Origin of the sequence: Pseudomonas sp. JUb42, assembly GCF_024807945.1 — a bacterium.
GTDB lineage: Bacteria > Pseudomonadota > Gammaproteobacteria > Pseudomonadales > Pseudomonadaceae > Aquipseudomonas.
Map to the genome: position 1 here is coordinate 699,368 of NZ_JANUFD010000001.1, position 23,922 is coordinate 723,289.

A 23,922-nucleotide genomic window follows, 5' to 3' on the forward strand; every position below is an offset into this window, starting at 1 on the left:
ATGGGGCAGGACGTTTTTCTTTCGTTGATGAAACAGGCGCTGATGACGGTGCTGCTGTTGTCCGCACCGGCCTTGGGCGTGGCGATCATCGTCGGCCTCAGCGTTGGTCTGTTGCAGGCCCTGACCCAGATTCAGGACCAGACGTTGCCGCAGGTGGTCAAACTGGTGGCGGTGCTGCTGGTGATCGTCTTTGTCGGGCCGTTGCTGGCCGGGCAGGTGGCGGAACTGGGCAGCACGGTGCTGGACAACTTCCCGCTATGGACGCGCTGAACGGGCATGGATGCGGCTCTGGTCAATACGTTTCTCGAGGTCGCTTACCCGGTGATCAGCTCGGCGGCGCTCTCGGCTTCGCGAGCAATGGGCCTGGTGGTGATAACGCCTGCGTTCAACCGCCTGGGTCTCACCGGGATGATCCGTGGCTGTGTGGCGGTGGCAATTTCGGTACCGATGTTCCTGCCGACCTTTACCGCGTTTACCTCCATGCCCGAGCACGGCAGCTTTTGGCTCGCCGGTTTGCTGATCAAGGAGTTCCTGATTGGCCTGCTGGTCGGGCTGTTGTTCGGCATTCCGTTCTGGGCGGCGGAAGTGGCGGGGGAACTGATCGACCTGCAACGCGGCTCGACCATGGCACAACTGGTGGACCCGCTGTCGTCCGGGGAGTCCAGTGTCATGGCGACGCTGTTGACGGTGATGCTGATCACCCTGTTCTTCATGTCCGGCGGCTTTATTCTGATGGTCGACGGCTATTTCCATAGCTACCAGTTATGGCCGGTCACGGCTTTCACCCCGCTGTTTGCCTCGTCGGCATTGCTGGCGGTGCTGTCAATCCTCGATCAGGTGATGCGCATCGGCGTGTTGATGGTTTCGCCCTTGATCATCTCCCTGCTGGTCACCGACCTGATGCTGGCCTACCTGTCGCGCATGGCGCCGAGCCTGCATATCTTCGACTTGTCGCTGCCGGTGAAGAACCTGTTTTTCACCATTCTGATGGTGATTTATATCGGCTTCCTGATCCCCTTGATGCTCGATCAACTGGCGGAATTCCGTGGCACCGTGGAGCTGCTCAAGAGCCTGGTAGGAGACAGCCATGGCTGATACCAGCGAAGAGAAATCCCAGCCCGCCACGGACAAGAAACTCAAGGACGCGCGCAAGAAAGGCCAGGTTGCCAAGAGCCAGGACCTGGTCTCGGGCATGGTCATTCTGTTCTGTACCCTGTGCATCTCGATCATGGCGCCACGGGCCGAGGCCCAAGTGCGCAAGTTGATCGACCTGACTGCGCAGATCTATATCGAACCCTTCGCAACGGTGTGGCCGCGAGTGCTGGATACCGCCGAGCGCCTGCTGATCAGCATTACCCTGCCGGTGATGGCGGTAACCATGGGGGTGGTGATCCTGACCAACCTGATCACCATGCGCGGCGTGGTGTTCTCGGTGGAACCGATCAAACCGGACTTCAAACGGATCAATCCGGCCGAAGGCTTCAAGCGCATCTTTGCCTTGCGCAATGTGGTCGAATTTCTCAAGGGCCTGGTCAAGGTGCATCTGCTCGGGCTGGCGTTCTACGTGGTCGGGCGGCACGCCTTGCAGGCGCTGATGGAGTCGTCGCGCTGTGGCGCCGGTTGCATCGAGTCGACGTTTTTTCTGGTGCTCAAGCCGTTGGTGTTTACCGTGCTGGCGGCGTTTTTGCTGGTCGGCGGGGCTGATGTGATGATGCAGCGCTGGCTGTTTGGCCGGGACATGAAAATGACCCGCAGCGAGCAGAAGCGTGAACGCAAGGACATCGACGGCGACCCGCTGATCAAGAGCGAACGCCAGCGCCAGCGCCGGGAAATGCAGGCCCTGGCCACCAAACTGGGCCTGGCCCGGGCGTCCCTGGTGATCGGCGTATCCGGTGGCTGGGTGGTGGGGTTGCGCTATGTGCGTGGGGAAACGCCGGTGCCCATCGTGGTCAGCCGCACGGAACCTGAAGACTCCCCGGCCATCCTCGCCGAAGCCACCCGTCTGGGCATCGCCCATGCCATGGACCCGAATCTGGCAGGCGAGATTGCCCGCCGCGCGGTGCCGGGTGATCCGGTGCCGGACCAGACCTTTCAGGCGGTGGCGGATTTGCTGGTGGCGGCGCGGTTGATCTGAAGATCAATGTTTCTGTCACCGCGCGAACAAGAAGGCACACAAAATTGTGGGACCGGCTTTAGCCGGGAAGACGTTGGTGTGAACGATGCATTTATATCGTTTGTCCCGACGCTTTCCCGGCTAAAGCCGGTCCCACAGGTGCGCCAGAACCTAGGCCTTCTCAGGCAAGCTTGCTTCCACAGATTTAGCAGTGATCCGTTGGAGCGAGGCTTGCCCGCGAAGAGGCCGGTGCATCCGGCACATATCCGCAGCCCGACCCATCGCCTTCGCGGACAAGCCCGGCTCCAACGAATTGCGCAGATCTCGGCAGCGCCTACAGGTTGTGTGCATTCAGGCTGCGTCAGCTGTTATCCACATCATGGTACTCACCGCCATACCCGTCGGTGGTCCGCCAGATAATGTCGTGGTTATCGTTGGTCCATTCCGAAGGCCGGGTGGAGAATTTGTAGTCTTCGGAGCGGCGGTTGTTGCCGTCGCCGATGTAGTCGGGGTGGTCGAGGTTCTTGCCCTTGACGCTGGAGCGGGCATCCCATTCTTCCTTGCGGAAGTCGAAGATGCTTTGGTCCCCCGGTGCGTCGCGCTGGCCCCAGTCGGAGAGGTAGGTCTGCAGCCACACATAGGCTTCGTCGCCGTTGGGTTGCAGCAGGCCGTCGGCCTTGAAGTCCTTGATCTGGTCCCAGTTCTGCAGTGAAACCTTGTGCAGCTTGGCCGACTTGATATCGCCGAGGATCGCGCCGACGAAGGAGAACACCCCGGAAAACAGGAAGCCCACAGGGCCGAGCAGTGGTATCAGGCGCCCGGTCACGCCCAGGGCCCCGGCCACGCTGCCCGCTGCGCCGACCAGGCTGCTGACGCCACCGGCCACGGACAGTGAACCGGAGGCAATCTTGATCGGGTCTTTTTCCCGCACGCCGTCACGGATGGTCAGGCCGCCGGTGACGACGCCGATGACCCCGCCCACTACGTCGGCAGCGGCGCCAATGACCTTGATCGCGCTGCCGGCAATGCGCGCCACCTTGCCCGCGCCCGATACGCCGCCGCGTTTCTCGATGCCTTTTTCGATGCCTTCGTGCAGCTTGGTCATCGAGGCTTCGTCGAACGGCTGGCCGTTGAGGGCCTTGCCGACGTCTTTGCCATCGGCCATGGCGTCGTCGATGATGTTGTAGTACTTGTTCTGGATCTCTTCGACCGAGCGCGGCACATCCGGGCCGGTAACGCCGCCCGGCTTGCTCCAGATGGCGGGCACCGAACGGTCCAGGCCCATCATCTTGTAGGCGTTGGTGCCCATGATCTTGTCGAAGGTCTTGGTGCCCAGGGTCGCGAAGTGCGAGCCGGTGCTGAGGAAGCCGATAAAGTCGTTGGCGATGCCGACCCGCTCGCGTGGCGTATCGGCCAGGCTGCCGCCCTTGCCGACCAGTTGGTAAATCGCCCGGCCCATGGAAATCGCGCCGCCCATGGAACCGAGTACGCCGTTATCGCTGAGGAAGGCCAGGTTCTTGGTGAAGGCGCCACGGTTCTCGGCGCTCATGCCGGGCATCAGATCGGCGCTGACCGCCTTGTTGATGTCGTCTAGGGTGATCTTGCCGTTGGCCTGCCAGGTGTCGCCCAGGTTGGACATGACCTTGCCGAAGTCGGTCGCGGCGTTCTTGTCGTTCATCAACAGCTCGACGAACTTTTCGTAGGTCGCCAGGGAGCGCCGCGGGATGCCGTCGCCACTGGCCTTGAGCGCCTGCAGGATCAGCAGGGCGTTGTCGGTGCCAGCCAGGGCGGTGTTCTCGTCGGAGATCTTGCTCGGGTCGGCGACCAGCTTGTCCAGCTCCATGGTGTAGCCGTCGATCTGCACGTTCTGCAGAAATTCGTCGGCCTTGGCCGGATCGATATCGGCAAGCCCGGCGTAGGCGGCCTGGATTTCCTGGGTGGCCAGTTCGGTTTTGCCATCGGCCTGCAGTGCGTCGATGTATTTGACGAAGTTTTCCGAGGAGGTGCTGTCGATCAGCTTCTGCCGGGTTTCATCGACCTTGGCAGAACCGCCTTCGACCTTGCCCACGGCGTTGTCGTGGTGGGTCTTGAGGTCTTTCATGATGGTTTCGTCACCCATCAGGGTGCCGATCTGCGCATCGATGGCCTTGCTGTCGAAGATATGTTCGCGCACGTCCCGTGAGGTGACGTTCTCCGGATCGGTGGCGCTGCCCTGATTGGTGAAGCCGTGCTCGGGGATGATCGACATGCCGTTTTCCGACATGCTCTTGGCTTCCAGTGCACGGACGAACTTGGCCCGTGAATCGTCCTGGCCGATGCTGCCGTCCTTGACCCCGGCGCGGTACTCGTCGATCAGGGTCTTGATCGCCAGGTCGCGCACCGACAGCGGTTGGCCGTTATCGTCTTTCTCGGTGGTCGCCAGATCATCCACCGACACGTCTTTGCGTGGCGGCAAACCACTGTCGGCACGCAGCTTGTCGACGTCGGTGGTCTGCTCGGCAATGTCGGTGCGGTACGAGGAAATCTGGTCGAACATCTGCGGGTTGTCGTCCTGGGAGACGATGATTTTCTCCTCGGCGCCACCGGGCTTGTGGTAGGTGAAGGCGATCAGGCCAGGGCCGTATTCGCCGACGCCGCCGACACTCATGATGTCTTCGGTGGACGGCAGATAGTCCCCCGGTTCGGCCTTGACGTAGCCGTCGGCCTTGGCCTTTTCCAGGCCGGTAATGGTCTGGCCTTTGTTGGAATAATCGAGGAACGCCTGGGGGCTGAGGTTGCGCGAGACCACCAACAATTTGCCGTCGCTTTGGGTGACGACGAGGATGCCGTCGGTGGGCGCATCGACCTTGCTGATGCCGCTCAGTGGCAGCGCAGTTTCGCCATTGCTGACCAGATGCTGATCGGGCAGGGTGCGGGCGTTCTTGATGTAATCAAAGGCCGGGGTGCCCTGGGTGGCGCTCAGGGCATGGAGGAAATCGTACAACTGGCTGCCGCGATCCGCCGGGGCCGGCTGACCGCCGACGTTGCTATCGAGGGCGTCATAGCTGCGGTCGTGGGCAGCGGCGTCGTCCTGGCTGATCATGTACTTGTGGCCGTCGTGCTCGAACAGGATCACGCCGCTGTCGCTATCCTCGGAGACGATCTTCAGCCCGTCAGGCTTGAAGCCAGTGGGCAGGGCAGTGACTTTCTCGAAGCCCTTGGCCTCGCCTTCGCCGAGCTTTTCCAGGGTCTGCCCGGCGCCGGAGTAGGCTTTGAACGCTTCGGGCGTCACGCCTTCGGCGATGGTCAGTTCCTTGCCGCTGTTGAAGGTGACCTTGAGCACGCCGTCGGCGGGCTTCTCGACCTTGTCGATATTGTCCAGCAGGAATTGGCCGTCATCCTTGCGCAGCAGTTCCTTGTCCGGATTCGACAGGCTGTCGCGAATGATCTTGCCCGCCGCTGTGCCCTGGGTTTCGGCCAGGGTGTGCAGCAGGTCGAACAGTTGCGTGCCGTGGTCCGGGCCCGGGTCTTCGCGGGTGGGCACGGCGTGGCCGAAGCGCAGGTTCTCGATGGTCTCGTAACCGGGCTGCACCTCTTCGGCGGCGCTCTTGCTGATCTGGTATTTGTTGCCTCCATGCTCGAAGTAGATCACCCCACCGTCCTTGTCTTCGGCGACGACCTTGAGTGTGTCGATATCGAGTTTTTCCGGCAGGGCAGTGATGGCCTTGTAGCTGTCGGCATCGGCGGGCTTGCTGGCGCTGACCTCGGGCTGATTGCTCTTGGTCAGGATCTTGGGCATGAAGGTCTTGTCGGACGATGGCTCCTCGGGCGTGGCGGCCAGCAGGCGTGCTTTGTTGAGCAGGCTTTCAAACGCCTTGCCGACGGCTTTGGCCGGTGCCGGGGTATTCGAGGAGGTGGGTTCGGGTCTGGTGATCATGCAAGGTCCGTCCGCTGGGATTCATAACGGTCGGATACTAGGTCAATACACCTCAGACAACGGACAACCTTGACAAGGTTGCACAAGCTTTCACGGGTGTGAAATTGGGGTTGTCATATTCACGTCAGAACGGGATGGAGTTTATGGAGGTGAATTGTGGGAGACGATTGTGGGAGCGAATTCATTCGCGAAGAGGTCAGTACATCCGGCGCATCTTCATCGCCTGGAACACCGCCTTCGCGAATGAATTCGCTCCCACATAGCTCAAACCCGCAAAATTCAGCTATGTCGTAGTGTTATGTGTTGCTGAGTAATGACGCTGTTCGATTCTCGTGAATCCGGCTCAACAGCTCATTGACCAGCGCCTTGGCCATATCGACCAGGTACATCGCGGCAAAGGGCAGGTCGCGTCGGGAGCCTTCCAACTGATCGCCGGACTCATAGATCACCGCTGCGGCGCTACGCAGCAGGTCGAACAGGCGCAGGAGGGTTTCTTCGAAGGTGTGGGGTGGGTCGGGGATTAATTTATCGATCATATTTGCATTGTCCGTTAGCAATGCCACCGCTTATCGCTTCTCAAACGATGAAGAGGTGGCGACTGTGAAACGGGGTGAGAAGCCGGGTGGAAATGCAAGAAAGCCCCGGTCAGACCGAAGTCTGCCCGCCACAGCCGCCATAAAGCATTTACCGAAAATCGCTCGGTAAAGAGTCTGACGGACTCGTTCTTACATTATCCAAAACCACGGGTTCTCACGCCCGACCACCGAAGTTTTTCAGTGGCGGGGCGCAGACTAGTCCGGGAAATTCGCAGAAACAAGCGGCCGGGATTGTTAAGGAAATTTCCCTCAAAAGAAAGAGAGCGGTCCTGCAAATTCGTCACAGCGGGTGAGCGAAAGTCTCGTCCCAACAGGTGTTTGTGGGAGCGAGGCTTGCCCGCGAAGGCCTGGACGCGGTATGCCTGATACACCGCGTCGCCCTTTTCGCGGGCAAGCCTCGCTCCCACAGATTGGCATCAGTTGCAGCTACGCACGTTCAGCGTCAGCTCGTACGGCGTTAGCCGCGCCATATCCGCCGAAATCCGCGCCGTCCAGAAACTCGCGCCCTGGGTATCTGCTTCGTGCATGGCTTCGTTGAGGATCTTCTGCACCTGGGGCAGCAACTGCGGATTGCCCTGGCCGAGCAGCAGTTGGGCCTTGACCCGCAGCAGCTCGGGGCGGAACCAGTGCTCATGGCGGGCGGCGGTGATGAGCAGGGTTTCGTCCAGCACCTCTACGCCCAGTTGGCTCAAGCCAAGCATGGCCAGGCCCTGGGCGTATTCGCTGCGCACCAGGCTGTATATCGGGCTGTCGCCCAGCTCATGCAGTTGATTGAGCACTTCACCCAGGCGCGGCACGCCTTCTTCGGGAGCGCCGTCGCGGATCAACAGGATGTGTTCGAAACAGCGGGTAAACAGGCGCCAGATATGTAGGTCGTTGCGGGCCACGCTGTCTTGCAACAGCTTGAGAAAGTGCCGGGTTTTCTGCACATGGCCGACCAGCAGCGTAGCGGGAATGGCGCTCAGGCTCAGGGTGTACCAGAGGCTCGCCGGGTGCAGGGCGCGCATGGCTTCTTCGACGTTGCCGTCGATGGTCAACAGGGCCTGGCCGACATGGCCTTGCAATAACTGGATCTGCGCCTTGAGCGAGCGCGCGCCGATGCGTTGGTCGAAATGGGTGTCGATGATATGGCTGCGTGGCGACAGCGGTGAACTCAAGGCCTCACTGATAGCCTGGCGCGCGCCGTCCAGATCGGCCATGTGAAACAGCGGTGCGGCACGCATGCGTCGGCCCAGCAACAGGCGGTCGGCACTGCCGCTGCTTTCGCTGAGCTGGACATAACGATTGGCCAGCTCAAGCGCTTCCTGATGCTGATTGCTGCAGCAGCGGTCGTTCCACAGGCCCCACAGGCCGCGCAGTTCGTGTTCGGTATCGCCGAGGGTGCGGGCGTCTTCGATCACCAGCTTCCAGGCGTCGCGAATCTTCTGCCCGGCGCCGTAGGTCAGCACCATGACACTGGCCGAGACGGTCAGCAGCAACATGCGCTGGCGCGGCATCACCGAGGCGAAATGCGCGGCGATCTGCAGGCCGCGATTGACCCAGTCATGGCACTCGCCAACCCGCGACAAGCGCAGCCAGAGTGGCACGCTCATCAGCGTCAGTTCGACGCCCAGCGCCTGATCGCCGTCCAGGGAGTACGCCCAGTTCAAGGCCGAACGCACGCAATCGATTTCTGCGGCATACAGCGCCAGCCAGGCATCGTTGCCCATGCTGTCGAGGCTTTGCACGGCGCGGCGTTGTTCACTCAAGGTGTAGGTGGCGTGGCGGCGCGCGGTGTCTGGCGCTTCAAGGTGCTGAGCGAGTTTTTCTGCGGCATACAGGCGCGTGGTTTCCAGCAGGCGATAACGTTTGACCGGGATGGCGGAACCGGCAATCAGCAGGGATTTGTCCATCAGGCTTTCCAGCAGCGCGGCCGGGTCATGGGCCTCGCCCTGACTGAGATCGATCACGGCCATCACCGCGCCGAGGGTAAAGGCGCCGGTAAATACCGAGAGCTGGCGCAGCATGGCCTGTTCGTCGGCCGAGAGCATGGCGTAGGTCCAGTCCAGCGCCGCGCTGAGGGTGCGATGACGTGGCTGGGCGGTGCGCCGACCGGTCATTTGCAGGCGGAAGCTGCCGTCGAGCAATTCCACCAGATAGGCGATACCGAACGTGCGCACCCGGGCGGCGGCGATCTCGATGGCCAGGGCATTGCCGTCGAGCTTGCGGCAGATGGCGGCGGTGGCGGCGACATCGGCGTCGTTGAAAACAAAGTCCGGATCATGGGCGGCAACCCGTTCGACGAACAACTGGATGCCGGAATAGGCCAGGGCTTCATACGCGGTGAGCCCGGCATCGTCCGGGGGGACTTGCAGCGGGGCCAGGTCGTGGACGAATTCGCCGTCGGCGTGCAGCGGCTCGCGACTGGTGATCAGCACACAGCACTGCGGCGCCAGGCGCAACAGGGTTTCCACGGCATTGGCAGTTTCTTCGAGGACGTGCTCGCAGTTGTCGAGGATCAACAGCTGGCGGTGCTGTTCAAAGCTGCTGCCGATGTCCTGCAAGGGGTCAGTACTCGCCGAGTTGATCCCCAGGGCGGAGGCCAGCATGCCATTGACCAACAACGCGCCGCTGACCGGTGCCAGATCGAGAAAGGCCATGCCTTGGGGAAAGTGCTCGGTCAGGCTGTTGGCCAACGCCAGGGCGACGGTGGTCTTGCCCATGCCGCCGGGGCCGGTAATGGTGACAAAGCGGCGTTGTTGTAGCTGTTCGCCCAGACTCTGCAGTAACGCATTGCGGCCGATAACCTGGCTGTTGAGGGGCGGCAGTTCAGCGCAGGCCTGCACTGCGGGTGGTGCGATGACTTGCTGGGGCATTTCCTGAATGGTGACCGGCGCGACAAAGCGGTAGCCGCGGCCCGGCACGGTGACGATATAGGCAAAGTCGCCATCATCGCCCAGTGCCCGGCGCAGGGTTACGACCTGGGCGCGCAGGTTGCACTCTTCGACAATGACCTTGGGCCAGACCAGTGCAAGCAGTTCGTTCTTTTCCAGCAGCTCTCCGGCGCGGGTGGCCAGGGCGATGAGTAGCAACAGGGCCCGGCTGCCCAGTTGCACCGGTTCGCCATGCTTGAACAGCAGGTGCTGCTGGACATAGAGCGCGAAGGGGCCGAAGCAGATGGCGTTTTCCGGGTCAGGCGTATCCAGCGCGCTGAGTGGGGCCATCTTTGCGAGACTGCTTCTGTTGGGGGTCATGATTAAACCTTTATGAATGAGGTTCTTATCGGCGATCAGGGGAACGCGCCTTTTTGGTTTCCATGTTCAGACAAACGGCATTATCCACAGCGATAGTTACTGTTTTGGGTTCGGTTAATTACTTGTGTATGGCTAAGTGCCAGACTTTGACCGTGATCAATCACTATTGTTTTGCCTGCGGCCGCCACCCGACAACATTTCTCCGTGCACCATAGATGGGCAACTTGCGAGAAACGATCGCGGTTATAGACCTGCATTGCGCAATGGATACATTGACTAAGCAGATACTGTGCCAAATATTGCAATTTATTTCGGAGGGTAACTGACTGAATTCTATTGGAAAGTAAATGTGAAGTTTGATTACTCCATCACATTGTTCGGAAAGCCGAATTTCACCGGGTATTTTGTTCGGAATGCCGAATTTCTACAGCGCGGTTCGGCTAATGTTTGCGGGTCAGCATCAAGGTGGGAAAAGACTGACTAATGGTTAGCCATGTCTTGGCAGACTTAATTTCAAAGGCTTTGCTGCGAATCATAAGTTCTCACGGAGGCACTTGAGGAGGGAGGGGTACTTCAACCCGGTATTGCCGTTGGACTTCGTTAAACGCCGTGGAATGTTATAAACAGTTAATTCAATGAAGGTTTTTTGTAGTGGCGGTAATCCGCCACCTTGCTGTTTGTAGGCCTGTCAGGAAGATACTCGCAGCAGCTGAATTAAAAACGACACATTTCATTCATTTGCGACAAGTATCTGCCCGGCCAACAGCGTCAGTCCACTCAGTGCTTGCTGTTACCTTGCGCCGATAACGCCAGAAGTTGTTTCTCCCGACCCCAATCGAAAGGCTCGTCATTGGCTTCGGCTTCGTAACGACGTTCGTCCAGGGCCTGGTATAACTCGATTTCTTCATCGGGCATGAAGTGCAGGCAGTCACCGGCAAAGAACCACAGCAGGTCGCGGGGTACCAGATGGGCGATCTGCGGATAACGCTGGATCACCTGGCACAGCAGGTCCTGGCCCAGGTACTGGCTTTCGATCGGGTCTTGCGGCAACAGGGTGATTAGCTCGTCGTAGCGCTCCATGAACAACTCATGGCTTTCTTCCGGCACCTGCTCGGCTTCGCCCAGCGCGACCAGAATGCCACGCAGGTGCGTGAGCAGAGTGAGATGGTGGTCGAGAGTGGCATCGGCCATGGGGATTCCTCAAAAGGGCAAAAAACAGGCGGGGAAGTATAAGGCCCATCATGCCGCCTGTGTTACTCACCTTGTGGGAGCGAGCTCTGTGAGGGCAAATTCTGTGGAAGAAAATCCGGTGGGAGCGAATTCTGTAGGAGCGAATTCTGTAGGAGCGAATTTATTCGCGAAGAGGCCAGGACATTCGACGCATCTTCATCGCCTGGAACACCGCCTGAATCCGCTCCCACAAAGTATGCGCTTAGCGTGAGAGAGCTCTATCGAACCTTACCCTCACCCAACGTCAATTCATCCTTGTCGAAATCATCCACATCAATCACCCGGCGCCGTGCCGTTTCGGCTTCGCGCAGGCTGATGGCTTCGGCTGCCTGCAGTACGCCAGCCTCGACTGCGGCATCGATCAGGGCCTCGCCGGGGGCAGGGTTGATCTGACCGTTTTTAAGGCCGACATGCAGTTTCTTGTGCAACGGCTGAGCGGCGGCGAGCAGGTCGCTGGCGTGTTGCAGGGCGCCGACCGGGTCTTGTGGCGACTGCGGGCGATAGCAACCGGCGAGCACCGCTTCCAGGGTCGGATCGCCTTTGCTGCGGCCCAGTACCTGGGCGACAGCGGCATCCTGGGCGTCGCTCGGGCCTTTGTGACGGCGGCCAAAAGGGAACACCACGACGCGTAGCAAGCCGCCGAGGAAACGGTTGGGGAAGTTGCTCAGCAATTCGTCCAGGGCGCGTTCCGATTCGCCCAGGGCCTCGGCCATGGCCCAGTGGAACAGCGGGTGCAGGTAATCCGGTGAGTCGAGGTCGTGGTAGCGCTTGAGTGCCGCCGAGGCCAGGTATAGATGGCTGAGCACATCACCGAGGCGGGCGGAAAGGCGCTCGCGACGCTTCAGTTCGCCGCCCAGCAACATCATGCTCAGGTCGGCCAGCAGGGCGAAGGCTGCCGATTGCCGATTGAGTGCGCGGAAATAGCCCTGGCTGATGGCATCGCCGGGCGCTGCCTCGAAGCGGCCGAGGCCGAGGTTGAGGATAAAGGTGCTGGCGGCGTTGCTGACGGCAAAACCGATGTGCTGCAGCAGCAACTGATCGAATTCGAGCAGGGCCTGGTCATGATCGGCGCGACCGGCCAGGGCCATCTCCTTGAGTACGAACGGATGGCAGCGAATCGCGCCCTGGCCGAAGATCATCAGGTTGCGCGAGAGAATATTCGCGCCTTCGACGGTGATGAAGATTGGCGCACCCTGCCAGTTGCGGCCCAGGTAGTTGTTGGGGCCCATGATGATACCCTTGCCGCCATGCACGTCCATGGCGTGGCCGATGCATTCGCGGCCGCGTTCGGTGAGGTGGTACTTGAGGATCGCCGACAAGACCGAGGGTTTCTCCCCCAGATCGACGGCATTGGCGGTGAGCATCCGCGCGCTGTCCATCAGCCAGGCATTGCCGCCGATGCGGGCCAGGGCTTCCTGAATGCCTTCGAAAGCTGCCAGGGGCACGTTGAATTGTTCACGCACGTTGGCGTACTGGCCGGTGACCAGACTGGTGTATTTGGCGGCACCGGTGCCCACCGCAGGCAGGGAGATGGAACGGCCTACGGACAGGCAGTTCATCAACATCATCCAGCCCTTGCCGAGCATGGCCTGGCCGCCGATGAGGAAGTCCAGGGGAATGAATACGTCCTTGCCGGAGTTGGGGCCGTTCATGAACGCGGCGCCCAGTGGCAGGTGACGACGGCCGATGTCGACGCCTTCGGTTTCGGTGGGGATCAGTGCCAGGCTGATGCCCAGGTCCTCTTCTTCACCCAACAGGTGCTCGGGGTCGTAGGCCTTGAAGGCCAGGCCGAGCAGGGTGGCGACGGGGCCGAGGGTGATGTAGCGTTTTTCCCAGTTCAGGCGCAGGCCGATGACTTCTTCGCCTTGCCACTGGCCCTTGCAGATGATGCCGGTGTCGGGCATGGCGCCAGCGTCGGAGCCGGCCAGTGGGCCGGTGAGGGCAAAGCAGGGGATATCGTCGCCACGGGCCAGGCGCGGCAGATAGTGATTACGCTGTTCGTCGGTGCCGTAGTGCAACAGCAGTTCCGCCGGGCCGAGGGAATTGGGCACCATCACGGTGGAGGCCAGGTCGCCGCTGCGGGTTGCTAGCTTCATTGCCACTTGCGAGTGGGCATAGGCCGAGAAGCCTTTGCCGCCGTATTCCTTGGGGATGATCAGGGCGAAGAAGCCGTGTTGCTTGATATGTGCCCAGGCCTCGGGCGGTAGGTCCATGTCCTGGCCGATCTGCCAGTCGCTGACCATGGCGCAGAGCTCGTCCGTGGGACCGTCGATAAAGGCCTGCTCTTCTTCGGTGAGTTGCACTTTGGGGTAGGCCAGCAGGGTGTTCCAGTCCGGGCGACCGCTGAACAGCTCGCCGTCCCACCACACGGTGCCGGCATCGATGGCGTCGCGTTCGGTGGCCGACATGGGCGGCAGGACCTTCTTGAACCAACGGAACATCGGCGCGGTGAAGTACTGGCGACGCAGGTCCGGCAGGGCCAGGGGCAGGGCAACGGCGGCCCACAGCACCCAGAACACCAGCAACAAGCCACCCGGCGCCCGGCTGAAAATGCCCATGGCCAGCAGATAGACCGCCACGGCGCCCAGGGCAGTCATGGGCGGCGTACGTCGATGGGCCAGCCAGGCGATCCCGACGAGCAGCAGCACAATCCACAGCAACAACAGCATAGAAATTCCTCCGTGATGAGCAGTCAGCCAACTCCTGAGCACCTGAGTCGAGTGAGTTTTCTGTAGGAGCTGCCGCAGGCTGCGAAAGGTTTTGCCTGACCCACCGCTATCGCAGCCTGCGCCAGCTCCTACTTAATTGGGTGTGTGGATAGTGACCCTCTGCCAGCGCTCTAGTTCGGCAGATGGCCGATGCGCAAGAACCTCTGGCCTGAACGCGGCCTCTGCAGAGTAGACTGTGGCCCATCTTTGGAGCGTATGCAGAGGCACGACATGCTGAAAATCTGGGGCCGCAAGAACTCGTCCAACGTGCGCAAGGCGCTGTGGATCGCCGAAGAACTCGGTATCCCTTACCAGAGCCTGGAGGCCGGTGGCGCGTTTGGCCTGGTGGAGGGGGCGGAGTACCGGGCGAAGAATCCCAACGGCCGCATCCCGATGATCGAGGATGGCGATTTCGTGTTGTGGGAATCCAACGCCATCGTGCGCTACCTGGCCGCCCGTTACGCTGCGGACTCGCCGTTCTATCCTGCCGATATTCAAGAACGTGCCGCCGCAGACAAGTGGATGGACTGGACCACCTCGACTCTGGCCGATCCGTTCAAGCCGGTGTTCTGGGGCGTGCTGCGCACCCCGCCCGCGCAGCAGGACTGGGCGCAGATCAACGACGGGATCAAGGTTGTGCATGGCCTGCTACTGGTGGCGGACAAGGTCCTGGCCAGACAGCCGTACCTGTCCGGCGCGGAACTGGGCATGGGTGACATTCCCCTGGGCTGCTTTATTTACGCCTGGTTTGAAATGCCGATTGAACGCCCGCCGCTGCCCAGCCTCGAAGCCTGGTACGAACGCCTGAAAGCGCGCCCAGCCTATCAACGGGCAGTTATGACCGCGTTGAGTTAATACCTACTATCAATATATGTCGCTGTACTTGAGCGGCGCAGGCAAGCAACATTGCAGCCTGTCGTCGCTCTGACAAGAACGTTGAACGAAAGCGTACGGCCTCATCTATTTTCCTATTCTTCCTTTATTGGTGTTTTTTCCGATATGAGTTCCGCTCTGTCCATCCGGCAGCTAACCAAAACCTACGGCAACGGTTTCCAGGCCCTGAGTGGTATCGATCTGGACGTGGCCGAAGGTGACTTCTTCGCCTTGCTCGGCCCTAACGGCGCCGGTAAATCCACCACCATCGGCATCATCTCGACCCTGGTCAACAAGACCAGCGGCACGGTGAATATCTTTGGCCATGACCTGGACCGCGACCCGGCAGCGCTGAAGCGCTCCATTGGCGTGGTGCCCCAGGAATTCAACTTCAACCAGTTCGAAAAGACCTTCGACATCGTCGTGACCCAGGCCGGTTACTACGGCATCCCGCCGAAGATCGCCAAGGAACGCGCCGAGCAGTACCTGACCCAGCTGGGCCTGTGGGACAAGCGCGATGTGCCGTCGCGTTCGCTGTCCGGCGGCATGAAGCGCCGTTTGATGATCGCCCGGGCCCTGGTTCACGAGCCGCGCCTGCTGATCCTCGACGAGCCGACTGCGGGCGTGGATATCGAGCTGCGCCGGTCGATGTGGACCTTCCTCACCGAGCTGAACGAGAAAGGCATCACCATCATCCTGACTACGCACTACCTGGAAGAGGCCGAGCAGCTGTGCCGCAATATCGGCATCATCGACCACGGCGTGATCGTGCAGAACACCAGCATGAAGAGCCTGCTCAACACGCTGCATGTCGAGACCTTCCTGCTTGACCTGAAGGACGCCTACCAGACGGCACCGTCGCTGATCGGCTACCCATCGCGCCTGGTCGACAGCCACACCCTGGAAGTGCAGGTGGACAAAACCATCGGCATTACCGCGCTGTTCAGCCAACTGGCGACACAAAACGTTGAAGTGCTGAGCCTGCGCAACAAGACCAATCGTCTCGAGGAGTTGTTCGTGTCACTGGTGGAAAAAAACCTGGCGAAGGTGGCGCAATGAGCAGCGAACTGCGTCCCAACCTGATTGCCCTCAACACCATCATTTACCGTGAAGTGCGGCGTTTCATGCGCATCTGGCCGCAGACCCTGCTGCCGCCGGCCATCACCATGGTTCTGTACTTCGTGATCTTCGGCAACCTGATCGGCAAGCAGATCGGTGGCATGAATGGCTTCAGTTACATGGAGTACATCGTGCCGGGCCTGATCATGATGTCGGTGATCACTAACTCCTACGGCAATGTGGTCTCCAGCTTCTTCGGCGCCAAGTTCCAGCGCTCGGTGGAAGAACTGATGGTCTCGCCGGTCTCGCCCCACACCATTCTGGTCGGCTACGTGTTCGGTGGTGTGCTGCGCGGCCTGATCGTCGGTGTGATCGTGACCCTGCTGTCGTTGTTCTTCACCCATTTGCAGGTGCATCACCTGGGCGTGACCCTGGCGGTGGTACTGCTGACGGCGACGATCTTCTCGCTGCTGGGGTTTATCAACGCGGTTTATGCGCGCAACTTCGACGATATTTCGATCATCCCGACTTTCGTTCTGACGCCGCTGACCTATCTGGGTGGGGTGTTCTACTCCATCACCCTGCTGCCGCCGTTCTGGCAGACCGTGTCCCTGGCCAACCCGGTGCTGCACATGGTCAACGCCTTCCGCTTCGGCATCCTGGGGGTGTCTGATATCAAGATCGATGTGGCGATGACCTTTATGGTCGTGGCAACCATCGTGTTGTACGTCGGCTGTGCGCGGTTGCTGGTGAGTGGACGTGGGATGCGCCAGTAACAGCTGTACCCGGTAGAAGCGAATTTTGTAGCAGCAGATTTGTGGGAGCGGGCTCAGTGGGAGCGAATTCATTCGCGAAGAGGCCCGTACATTCGACGCATTCGTGTCGTCTTAAATACTGCTTTCGCGAATGAATTCGCTCCCACAAAATTCGCTCCCACAATATGGGCCACCGTTAAAATAAATGTCATAACAACGCAGCATACCGATAGACCTTGTGACACTTAATCCAGCCTCTCCCTGAGCCCATGGTCTAAGCCCTTTCGATACCTTTTACGGTAATCGAGGGACTTCATGCGCACAGGGATGATCGCGCTGGCATTGGGCCTGTTGGCCCTGCGTTTCCTGCCGGCCTTGCCGTCAGGCGGCTGGCTGTTATTGACGGTGGCAGTGGCGCTGATGCTGCTGCCATTTCGCACCTATCCTGCGGCCTTGTTTCTGCTGGGCCTGTCCTGGGCCTGTGTGTCTGCCCAATCCGCCCTGAATGACCGACTGCTGCACCGTCTCGACGGCCAGACCCTGTGGCTGCAAGGCAAGGTGATCGGTTTGCCCAATGCCAGCGAAGGCGTGGTGCGTTTCGAGGTGCAGGGCGCGCAGTCCCGCCGTGCTGAACTGCCCGAGCGTATTCGGCTGTCCTGGTATGGCGGCCCCGAGGTGCGCAGCGGCGAGCACTGGCGCCTGGCGGTCAAGCTCAAGCGCCCGTCCGGGCTGATCAATCCCCATGTTTTCGATTACACCGCCTGGCTGCTGGCCCAGCGCATTGGCGCCACGGGGACGGTGGTCGACGGTGAGCGCCTGGGCGAGGCCAGGGGTGCCTGGCGTGACGCTGTTCGTCAGCGCTTGCTGGCGGTGGACGCTCAGGGTCGGGAAGGCGGATTGGCGGCGCTGGTGATTGGCGACGGCGCCGGCCTGTCGACGGCGGAGTGGCAGGTGTTGCAGGACACCGGCACCGTGCATTTATTGGTCATCTCCGGACAGCATATCGGCCTGTTGGCTGGGGTGGTCTATGGCCTGATTGCCGGGCTTGCGCGTTACGGACTATGGCCGCAGCGCTTGCCGTGGCTGCCCTGGGCCTGCGCTCTGGCCTTTACTGCTGCCTTGAGTTACGGGCTGTTGGCCGGTTTCGACGTGCCGGTGCGGCGCGCCTGTGTGATGGTCGGCATGGTGTTGTTGTGGCGTTGGCGCTTTCGTCATCTGGGCGTGGTCTGGCCGTTGCTGGTGTCGCTGAATCTGGTGCTGATCAGCGAGCCGCTGGTCAGCCTGCAGGCGGGATTCTGGCTGTCCTTTGCCGCCGTGGCCGTGCTGATGCTGATCTTCAGTGGCCGCCTTGGCGCCTGGGGCTGGCTGCACAGCTGGAATCGTGCGCAATGGCTGATCGCGTTGGGTCTGCTGCCGATTCTGTTGGCCTTGAACCTGCCGATCAGCCTCAGCGGGCCATTGGTCAATCTGCTGGCAGTGCCTTGGGTGAGTTTCGTCGTGCTGCCGCCTGCGCTGCTGGGCACGCTGTTATTGCCGGTGCCGCTGATTGGCGAGGCTTTGCTGTGGCTGGCCGGAGGTGCGCTGGACTGGCTGTTTCGCGCCTTGGCGCTAGTCGCCGGTTGGTTACCCGCGTGGGTCCCCAGTGCAGTTGCGCCGTGGGCATGGCTGCTGAGTTTGCTGGGCGCGTTGCTCCTGCTGCTGCCCGCAGGTGTACCGTTGCGCCCACTGGGTTGGCCGTTGTTGTTGCTCTGCGTATTTCCCCCGCTGAAAAGCATTCCCCATGGCCAGGTCGAGGTGCTGCAACTGGATGTCGGTCAAGGGCTGGCCATTCTGCTGCGCACCCGCCAGCACACGTTGCTGTACGACGCGGGGCCGCGCTTCGGTGAGTTCGATATCGGCGAACGTGTGGTGGTCCCGGTCCTGCGCAAGAGCGGGGTGCGCGGGTTGGATGTGCTGCTGCTCAGTCACGCTCACCTGGACCATACCGGCGGCGCCCTGGCGGTGCAGCGGGCTTTGCCGATCAAGCGGGTATTGGGCGGCCAACAGATCGGCATACCCGAATCCTTGCCTGTTGAACTGTGCCGCAACGATGAAAGCTGGGAGTGGGACGGCGTGACCTTCAGTACCTGGCGCTGGGAGCAGGCCCGGGAAAGCAACCCGGCATCCTGTGTCTTGAAGGTCGAGGCCAGCGGCGAGCGCCTGCTGTTGACCGGGGATATCGACGCCGAGGCTGAGCGGGTCCTGCTCGGTAGCGGTTTCGATGTGCGTGCCGACTGGCTGCAGGCGCCTCATCACGGCAGTCGCACCTCATCTTCACGGACCTTGCTCAATGGTGTGGCGCCCAAGGGGGTGCTGATTTCCCGGGGGCGTAATAACAGCTTCGGCCACCCCCATCCTTTGGTGATGTCGCGCTACCGCTATCTGGGCATTGATACCTATGACAGCGCCGAAAGCGGGGCGCTCAGTCTGCGTCTGGGCAGCTTCGACAAGCCTGTGGCAGAGCGGGCGTGGCGGCGTTTCTGGCGTGACTGAAAGCACGGATATTGATCCCGCACTACGGCCAGCCAACGACCCTATGATAGAGTGGCGCCACTTTTTTCTGGGGGTGGTCACTGTGTGGGAACTGGTCAAATCTGGTGGCTGGATGATGCTGCCGATCATTCTGAGTTCCATTGTCGCGGTCGGTATCATTATCGAGCGCCTGTGGACCCTGCGCGCTGCCCGCATCACCCCGCCGCACCTGCTGGGCCAGGTCTGGCGCTGGATCAAAGACAAGAAACTGGACAAGGAAAAGCTCAAGGAACTGCGCGCCGATTCGCCCCTGGGCGAGATCCTCGCTGCGGGCCTGGCCAATTCCAAGCATGGTCGCGAGATCATGAAAGAGTGCATCGAAGAGGCCGCCGCACGGGTCATCCATGACCTTGAGCGCTACCTCAGCACCCTCGGCTCCATTGCCGCCATGGCGCCGTTGCTGGGCCTGCTCGGTACGGTGTTGGGCATGATCGATATCTTCGGCTCGTTCACCAATTCCGGGATGACCGCCAATGCTGGCGTGCTGGCTGGCGGTATTTCCAAGGCGTTGATCTGTACCGCGTCCGGCCTGATGGTCGGTATCCCGGCGATCTTCTTCCATCGTTTCCTGCAAAGCCGGGTCGATGAGCTGGTAGTGGGCATGGAACAGGAAGCGATCAAGCTGGTGGAAGTGGTGCAGGGCGACCGTGATGTCGATCTGGCCGAGGTCAAGAAGAAGTGAAGTTCCGCCGCCGCAAGCCCCGGGAAAACATCGACATCAACCTGGTGTCGCTGATCGACGTGGTCTTCATCCTGCTGCTGTTCTTCGTGGTGACCACCACCTTCACCCGGGAAACCCAACTGCGCGTCGACTTGCCCCAGGCGGTGACCGGCAGCCCGGAAACCGACGCCGCCCTCAAGCACCTGGATATCACCATCAATGCCGACGGCATCTATGCGCTGAATAACCAGTTGCTGCCGAAGAACGACCTGACCACCCTGATCGATGCCCTGCAACGGGAGTCCGGTGGCGATACCAACCTGCCGCTGTCCATCAGTGCCGACGGCAAGACCCCTCATCAAGCGGTGATCACGGCCATGGACGCGGCGGGCAAGCTGGGTTTCAGCCACCTGCGCATGACCACCATCGAAGCCGCATCGACCAACTGATGGCCTTTACCGACCGCCTGCTCGACGCCTGGTACAACGGCCATCCGGCCCTGACGCTGCTGCGGCCGCTGGAGGCTCTGTACCGGCGAGTGGTGCAGGGCAAGCGCGCGCGCTTTCTGGCCGGGGAGGGCGATATCTATCGCGCCCCGGTGCCGGTATTGGTGGTGGGCAATATCACCATCGGTGGCACTGGCAAGACGCCGCTGATCCTGTGGATGATCGAACACTGCCGTCAGCGCGGCTTGCGTGTCGGTGTGGTCAGCCGCGGTTATGGCGCCAAACCGTCGAGCCTGCCGTGGCGAGTGCTGCCCGAGCAGAGCGCCGCCGAAGTCGGTGATGAGCCTCTTTTGATCGTGCAACGCAGTGGCGTGCCGCTGATGATCGATCCCGATCGCAGTAGCGCCGTACGCGCCTTGCTCGCCGCCGAGCCCCTGGACCTGATTCTTTGCGACGACGGTCTGCAACACTATCGCCTCGCTCGCGATCTGGAACTGGTGCTGATCGACGCCGCCCGCGGCCTGGGCAATCGCCGCTGCCTGCCTGCGGGCCCCCTGCGCGAGCCGGTGGAGCGCCTGAACAGCGTCGATGCCCTGTTGTACAACGGCGCCACGGCCGATCGCGAAGATGGTTTCGCCTTTACCCTCAAGCCCTCGGCGCTGGTGCATCTGCGCAGTGGCGAGCGCCTGGCGCTGGAACATTTTCCCGCCGGTCAGGCGGTCCATGCCGTGGCCGGGATCGGCAATCCGCAGCGTTTCTTCAAGACCCTCGAGGGTCTACACTGGCGGCCTGTCGCCCATGCCTTTGCCGACCACGCCGAGTTCAGCGCCCAGGCTCTTGCGTTCAGCCCGTCGCTGCCCGTGGTCATGACCGAGAAGGACGCCGTGAAATGCCGCGCCTTCGCCGCCAATGACTGGTTCTATCTGGCGGTGGACGCGGTGCCTTCAGCGACCTTTATTGCCTGGTTCGACCAGCAGTTATTACGTCTTTTGCCATGAATTGCCCAGGAACTCCTATGGATACCAAGTTGCTCGACATCCTCGCCTGCCCGATCTGCAAGGGGCCGCTCAAGCTCAGCGCCGATAAAACCGAGCTGATCAGCAAGGGCGCCGGCCTGGCCTACCCGATCCGCGACGGCATCCCGGTGATGCTGGAAAGCGAAGCCCGTACCCTGACCTCCGACGAGCGCCTGGATAAATGACCGCGGCGTTCACGGTTGTCATTCCGGCGCGGTATGGCTCCAGCCGGTTTCCCGGCAAGCCGCTGAAGGTCATTGCCGGTAAGCCCATGGTTCAGTTGGTTTGGGAGCAGGCGCGCAAAAGCAGTGCCGAGCGCGTTGTCGTTGCGACGGACGATCAACGGATTTTCGACGCCTGCCAGCTGTTTGGCGCCGAAGTGCTGATGACCCGCGATGATCACAATTCCGGCACTGACCGCCTGGCTGAAGTCGCTGCGCAACTGGGTTTGGCGCCTGATGCCATCGTGGTCAATGTGCAGGGCGACGAGCCGATGATTCCTCCGGCGGTGATCGATCAGGTCGCCGATAACCTGGCGGCGCACCCGCAAGCGCGCATGTCGACCCTGGCCGAGCCTATCGACGACGTGGCGGCGCTGTTCAACCCCAATGTGGTCAAGGTCACCAGCGATATCAATGGCCTGGCCCTGACCTTCAGCCGTGCGCCGCTGCCTTGGGCCCGCGACGCGCTGGCCCGTGACCGTGAGCAGTTGCCAGCCGGCGTGCCCTATCGTCGGCATATCGGGATCTACGCCTATCGCGCCGGTTTCCTCGCTGATTTCGTCAGCTGGGGCCCGTGCTGGCTCGAAGACACGGAAAGTCTCGAGCAACTGCGTGCCCTTTGGCACGGCGTGCGTATCCATGTGGCCGATGCCCTGGAAGCGCCACCGGCTGGGGTCGATACCGCCGAAGACCTGGAGCGCGTAAGGCGCTTGCTGGAGGCTTGACGTTGCAGATCCAGAACAATGTCTCGCTCAAGCCATTCAACACCTTTGGTGTCGATGTGCGTGCGCAGCAATACGCAGAAGCCTGTAATGACGACGAAGTGCGTGAAGCCCTGGCCTATGCGGCGGCGCAGGATTTACCGCTGCTGGTGATCGGAGGTGGCAGCAATCTGCTGTTGACCGCTGACGTGCAGGCTTTGGTGCTGCGCATGGCCAGCCGCGGTATTCGCATCTTGCGCGAGGATTGCTCCCACGGCCTGGTCGAAGCCGAAGCCGGCGAGCCGTGGCACCCGTTCGTGCTCTGGTGCCTGGAAATGGGCCTGGCCGGTTTGGAAAACCTCAGCCTGATCCCCGGTACAGTGGGCGCTGCACCGATCCAGAACGTCGGCGCCTATGGGGTCGAGATCAAGGATGTGTTCCACAGCCTGACTGCTATCGACCGACAGACCGGCGAGCTGCGCGAGTTTGTTCGCGACGAGTGCGAGTTTGCCTACCGCGACAGCCTGTTCAAGCGCGAAACCGGACGCTGGCTGATCCTGCGTGTGCGTTTTCTGCTGCCTCGGGTGGCTGAACTGCATCTGGAATACGGACCGGTGCGCGAGCGCTTGCAGCAGATGGGTATCGAGAGAGCGACGCCCATGCATGTCAGCCGGGCGATCTGCGCGATCCGCAGCGAGAAACTGCCCGACCCGGCAGTGCTGGGCAACGCCGGTAGCTTCTTCAAGAACCCGGTGATTGCGCAGGCCCAGGCTGCCGAGCTGAAAAACCGTTATCCGGGGCTGGTGGGTTATCCACAGGCCGATGGCCAAGTGAAGCTGGCGGCGGGCTGGCTGATCGAGCAGGCCGGTTGGAAAGGCTTCCGCGACGGCGATGCCGGGGTGCATGTGTTGCAGGCCCTGGTGTTGGTCAATCACGGTCAGGCCACGGGCACGCAGCTGTTGTCCCTGGCACGGCGCATTCAGAGCGACATTGCCGAGCGGTTCGGCGTCACGCTTGAGATGGAGCCCAATCTCTACTGAGGTCCCTTCTGTTGAGGCTCCTATGACCACATCGCTTTGCGCCGTTGTCCTGGCCGCCGGATCAGGCAGCCGCTATCAGGCCGTGGCCGGGGAGGGCGTCAGTAAACTGCTGGCGCCCTGCGTAGGCCGTGATGATATTGAGCGACCTGTGCTCGAACAGGTCCTGCACAACCTGCAAGGAGTTGTGGATAAGTGCCTGCTGGTCACACGCCCGAATCAACCCGATATCGCCCGACTCGCCCATCTCTATCACTGCACCCTGCTGCAACTGGAATCCCCCGGCATGGGCGACAGCATCGCCGCTGCCGTGGCTGCCACGCCAGGCAGTGCCGGGTGGCTGGTGGTGTTGGGGGATATGCCGTTTATCCTGCCTGAGACCTTGCAAGCCATTGCCACCAGCGTGCGGGCTGATGCCATCAGCGTGCCGGTGTATCAGGGCGAGCGTGGGCATCCGGTGGGCTTTGGCCGGGAGTTGGCGACGGGTTTGATGGGCTTGAGCGGAGATCGCGGGGCGCGGCGGTTGTTTGATACGGCGCCGGTGCAGTGCATCCAAGTGACCGATTCCGGTGTGGTGTGGGATGTGGATGTGCCGCAGGCGTTGGTATTTTCCGAACGCTGATGACTGTTGGAGCGAGGCTTGCCCGCGAATTGAACGGCGCGGTAATTCAGATACACCGCGTCGAGGCTTTCGCGGGCGAGCCTCGCTCCAACGGATGATTCATATGCTGTGATAGTTCATCAGGAATAAAAAAGCCCCGCCTGTCTGCACAGGCGGGGCTTTTT

At 61.2% G+C, this 23,922-nt stretch carries 19 protein-coding genes; 14 read left to right on the top strand and 5 right to left on the bottom strand.

Annotated elements, in window-relative coordinates; translation table 11 throughout:
• From M2401_RS03320 to M2401_RS03330, 3 genes are read left to right on the top strand one after another with little or no spacing between them, the layout of a single operon-like run.
• Positions 1–270: an EscS/YscS/HrcS family type III secretion system export apparatus protein gene (locus tag M2401_RS03320; RefSeq protein ID WP_259099540.1), complete on the top strand. Its 270-nt coding sequence runs from the start codon at positions 1–3 to the stop codon at positions 268–270.
• Between the two features lie 6 nt (positions 271–276).
• Positions 277–1,095, top strand: coding sequence for a type III secretion system export apparatus subunit SctT (gene sctT, locus M2401_RS03325; RefSeq protein ID WP_259099543.1), 819 nt, complete (start codon positions 277–279; stop codon positions 1,093–1,095).
• Positions 1,088–2,134 (top strand): EscU/YscU/HrcU family type III secretion system export apparatus switch protein, encoded by a 1,047-nt coding sequence (locus tag M2401_RS03330; RefSeq protein ID WP_259099545.1) that lies wholly within the window; start codon positions 1,088–1,090, stop codon positions 2,132–2,134. Before sctT ends, M2401_RS03330 begins: the two co-directional genes overlap by 8 nt.
• Positions 2,135–2,474: 340 nt before the next feature.
• On the opposite strand, the gene M2401_RS03335 is transcribed toward M2401_RS03330, so the two are convergent.
• The 5 genes from M2401_RS03335 to M2401_RS03355 form a co-directional block, all read right to left on the bottom strand.
• Complete coding sequence (locus tag M2401_RS03335) at positions 2,475–6,029, bottom strand: hypothetical protein (protein WP_259099548.1); 3,555 nt, start codon at positions 6,027–6,029, stop codon at positions 2,475–2,477.
• Positions 6,030–6,325: 296 nt separating this feature from the next.
• Positions 6,326–6,565, bottom strand: coding sequence for a DUF6124 family protein (locus tag M2401_RS03340; protein WP_259099550.1), 240 nt, complete (start codon positions 6,563–6,565; stop codon positions 6,326–6,328).
• Between the two features lie 476 nt (positions 6,566–7,041).
• Positions 7,042–9,858, bottom strand: coding sequence for an ATP-binding protein (locus M2401_RS03345; protein ID WP_409033866.1), 2,817 nt, complete (start codon positions 9,856–9,858; stop codon positions 7,042–7,044).
• A gap of 777 nt (positions 9,859–10,635) precedes the next feature.
• Positions 10,636–11,049, bottom strand: coding sequence for a PA2817 family protein (locus M2401_RS03350; protein ID WP_259099556.1), 414 nt, complete (start codon positions 11,047–11,049; stop codon positions 10,636–10,638).
• Positions 11,050–11,306: 257 nt separating this feature from the next.
• Complete coding sequence (locus M2401_RS03355) at positions 11,307–13,754, bottom strand: acyl-CoA dehydrogenase (RefSeq protein ID WP_259099901.1); 2,448 nt, start codon at positions 13,752–13,754, stop codon at positions 11,307–11,309.
• Positions 13,755–14,027: 273 nt separating this feature from the next.
• Here M2401_RS03355 and M2401_RS03360 point away from each other — a divergent pair, with 273 nt between their 5' ends.
• The 11 genes from M2401_RS03360 to M2401_RS03410 all read left to right on the top strand — a co-directional run bounded on the left by M2401_RS03360 (position 14,028) and on the right by M2401_RS03410 (position 23,758).
• Positions 14,028–14,651 carry a glutathione S-transferase gene (locus tag M2401_RS03360; RefSeq protein ID WP_259099558.1) on the top strand — a complete coding sequence of 208 codons (624 nt, stop codon included), beginning with the start codon at positions 14,028–14,030 and terminating at the stop codon, positions 14,649–14,651.
• Between the two features lie 144 nt (positions 14,652–14,795).
• Positions 14,796–15,728 (top strand): ABC transporter ATP-binding protein, encoded by a 933-nt coding sequence (locus M2401_RS03365; RefSeq protein ID WP_259099560.1) that lies wholly within the window; start codon positions 14,796–14,798, stop codon positions 15,726–15,728.
• Positions 15,725–16,504 (top strand): ABC transporter permease, encoded by a 780-nt coding sequence (locus tag M2401_RS03370; RefSeq protein ID WP_259099561.1) that lies wholly within the window; start codon positions 15,725–15,727, stop codon positions 16,502–16,504. Before M2401_RS03365 ends, M2401_RS03370 begins: the two co-directional genes overlap by 4 nt.
• 294 nt (positions 16,505–16,798) lie before the next feature.
• Positions 16,799–19,015 carry a DNA internalization-related competence protein ComEC/Rec2 gene (locus M2401_RS03375; protein ID WP_259099563.1) on the top strand — a complete coding sequence of 739 codons (2,217 nt, stop codon included), beginning with the start codon at positions 16,799–16,801 and terminating at the stop codon, positions 19,013–19,015.
• An 82-nt stretch (positions 19,016–19,097) separates the two neighbouring features.
• Positions 19,098–19,736 carry a MotA/TolQ/ExbB proton channel family protein gene (locus M2401_RS03380; RefSeq protein WP_409033876.1) on the top strand — a complete coding sequence of 213 codons (639 nt, stop codon included), beginning with the start codon at positions 19,098–19,100 and terminating at the stop codon, positions 19,734–19,736.
• Positions 19,733–20,164, top strand: a complete 432-nt coding sequence (locus M2401_RS03385; protein ID WP_259099564.1) for a biopolymer transporter ExbD — start codon at positions 19,733–19,735, stop codon at positions 20,162–20,164. The genes M2401_RS03380 and M2401_RS03385 overlap by 4 nt, the downstream gene beginning before the upstream one ends.
• Positions 20,164–21,159, top strand: coding sequence for a tetraacyldisaccharide 4'-kinase (lpxK, locus tag M2401_RS03390; protein WP_259099566.1), 996 nt, complete (start codon positions 20,164–20,166; stop codon positions 21,157–21,159). The genes M2401_RS03385 and lpxK overlap by 1 nt, the downstream gene beginning before the upstream one ends.
• Positions 21,160–21,176: 17 nt before the next feature.
• Positions 21,177–21,362 (top strand): Trm112 family protein, encoded by a 186-nt coding sequence (locus M2401_RS03395; protein ID WP_017736029.1) that lies wholly within the window; start codon positions 21,177–21,179, stop codon positions 21,360–21,362.
• Positions 21,359–22,123: a 3-deoxy-manno-octulosonate cytidylyltransferase gene (gene kdsB / locus M2401_RS03400; RefSeq protein WP_259099570.1), complete on the top strand. Its 765-nt coding sequence runs from the start codon at positions 21,359–21,361 to the stop codon at positions 22,121–22,123. The genes M2401_RS03395 and kdsB overlap by 4 nt, the downstream gene beginning before the upstream one ends.
• A complete protein-coding gene (murB, locus tag M2401_RS03405; RefSeq protein WP_259099573.1) occupies positions 22,120–23,139 on the top strand; it encodes a UDP-N-acetylmuramate dehydrogenase in 1,020 nt (339 codons plus the stop codon). Before kdsB ends, murB begins: the two co-directional genes overlap by 4 nt.
• A gap of 22 nt (positions 23,140–23,161) precedes the next feature.
• Complete coding sequence (locus M2401_RS03410; RefSeq protein ID WP_259099576.1) at positions 23,162–23,758, top strand: NTP transferase domain-containing protein; 597 nt, start codon at positions 23,162–23,164, stop codon at positions 23,756–23,758.
• Positions 23,759–23,922 lie beyond the last annotated feature (164 nt).

What these genes read in the sequence shown, in the direction of transcription:
- M2401_RS03320 (WP_259099540.1), top strand. Translation starts at nt 1, where the DNA reads ATGGGGCAGGACGTTTTTCTTTCGTTGATGAAACAGGCGCTGATGACG.
- sctT (WP_259099543.1), top strand. Translation starts at nt 277, where the DNA reads ATGGATGCGGCTCTGGTCAATACGTTTCTCGAGGTCGCTTACCCGGTG.
- M2401_RS03330 (WP_259099545.1), top strand. Translation starts at nt 1,088, where the DNA reads ATGGCTGATACCAGCGAAGAGAAATCCCAGCCCGCCACGGACAAGAAA.
- M2401_RS03335 (WP_259099548.1), bottom strand. Translation starts at nt 6,029, where the DNA reads ATGATCACCAGACCCGAACCCACCTCCTCGAATACCCCGGCACCGGCC.
- M2401_RS03340 (WP_259099550.1), bottom strand. Translation starts at nt 6,565, where the DNA reads ATGATCGATAAATTAATCCCCGACCCACCCCACACCTTCGAAGAAACC.
- M2401_RS03345 (WP_409033866.1), bottom strand. Translation starts at nt 9,858, where the DNA reads ATGACCCCCAACAGAAGCAGTCTCGCAAAGATGGCCCCACTCAGCGCG.
- M2401_RS03350 (WP_259099556.1), bottom strand. Translation starts at nt 11,049, where the DNA reads ATGGCCGATGCCACTCTCGACCACCATCTCACTCTGCTCACGCACCTG.
- M2401_RS03360 (WP_259099558.1), top strand. Translation starts at nt 14,028, where the DNA reads ATGCTGAAAATCTGGGGCCGCAAGAACTCGTCCAACGTGCGCAAGGCG.
- M2401_RS03365 (WP_259099560.1), top strand. Translation starts at nt 14,796, where the DNA reads ATGAGTTCCGCTCTGTCCATCCGGCAGCTAACCAAAACCTACGGCAAC.
- M2401_RS03370 (WP_259099561.1), top strand. Translation starts at nt 15,725, where the DNA reads ATGAGCAGCGAACTGCGTCCCAACCTGATTGCCCTCAACACCATCATT.
- M2401_RS03375 (WP_259099563.1), top strand. Translation starts at nt 16,799, where the DNA reads ATGCGCACAGGGATGATCGCGCTGGCATTGGGCCTGTTGGCCCTGCGT.
- lpxK (WP_259099566.1), top strand. Translation starts at nt 20,164, where the DNA reads ATGGCCTTTACCGACCGCCTGCTCGACGCCTGGTACAACGGCCATCCG.
- M2401_RS03395 (WP_017736029.1), top strand. Translation starts at nt 21,177, where the DNA reads ATGGATACCAAGTTGCTCGACATCCTCGCCTGCCCGATCTGCAAGGGG.
- kdsB (WP_259099570.1), top strand. Translation starts at nt 21,359, where the DNA reads ATGACCGCGGCGTTCACGGTTGTCATTCCGGCGCGGTATGGCTCCAGC.
- M2401_RS03410 (WP_259099576.1), top strand. Translation starts at nt 23,162, where the DNA reads ATGACCACATCGCTTTGCGCCGTTGTCCTGGCCGCCGGATCAGGCAGC.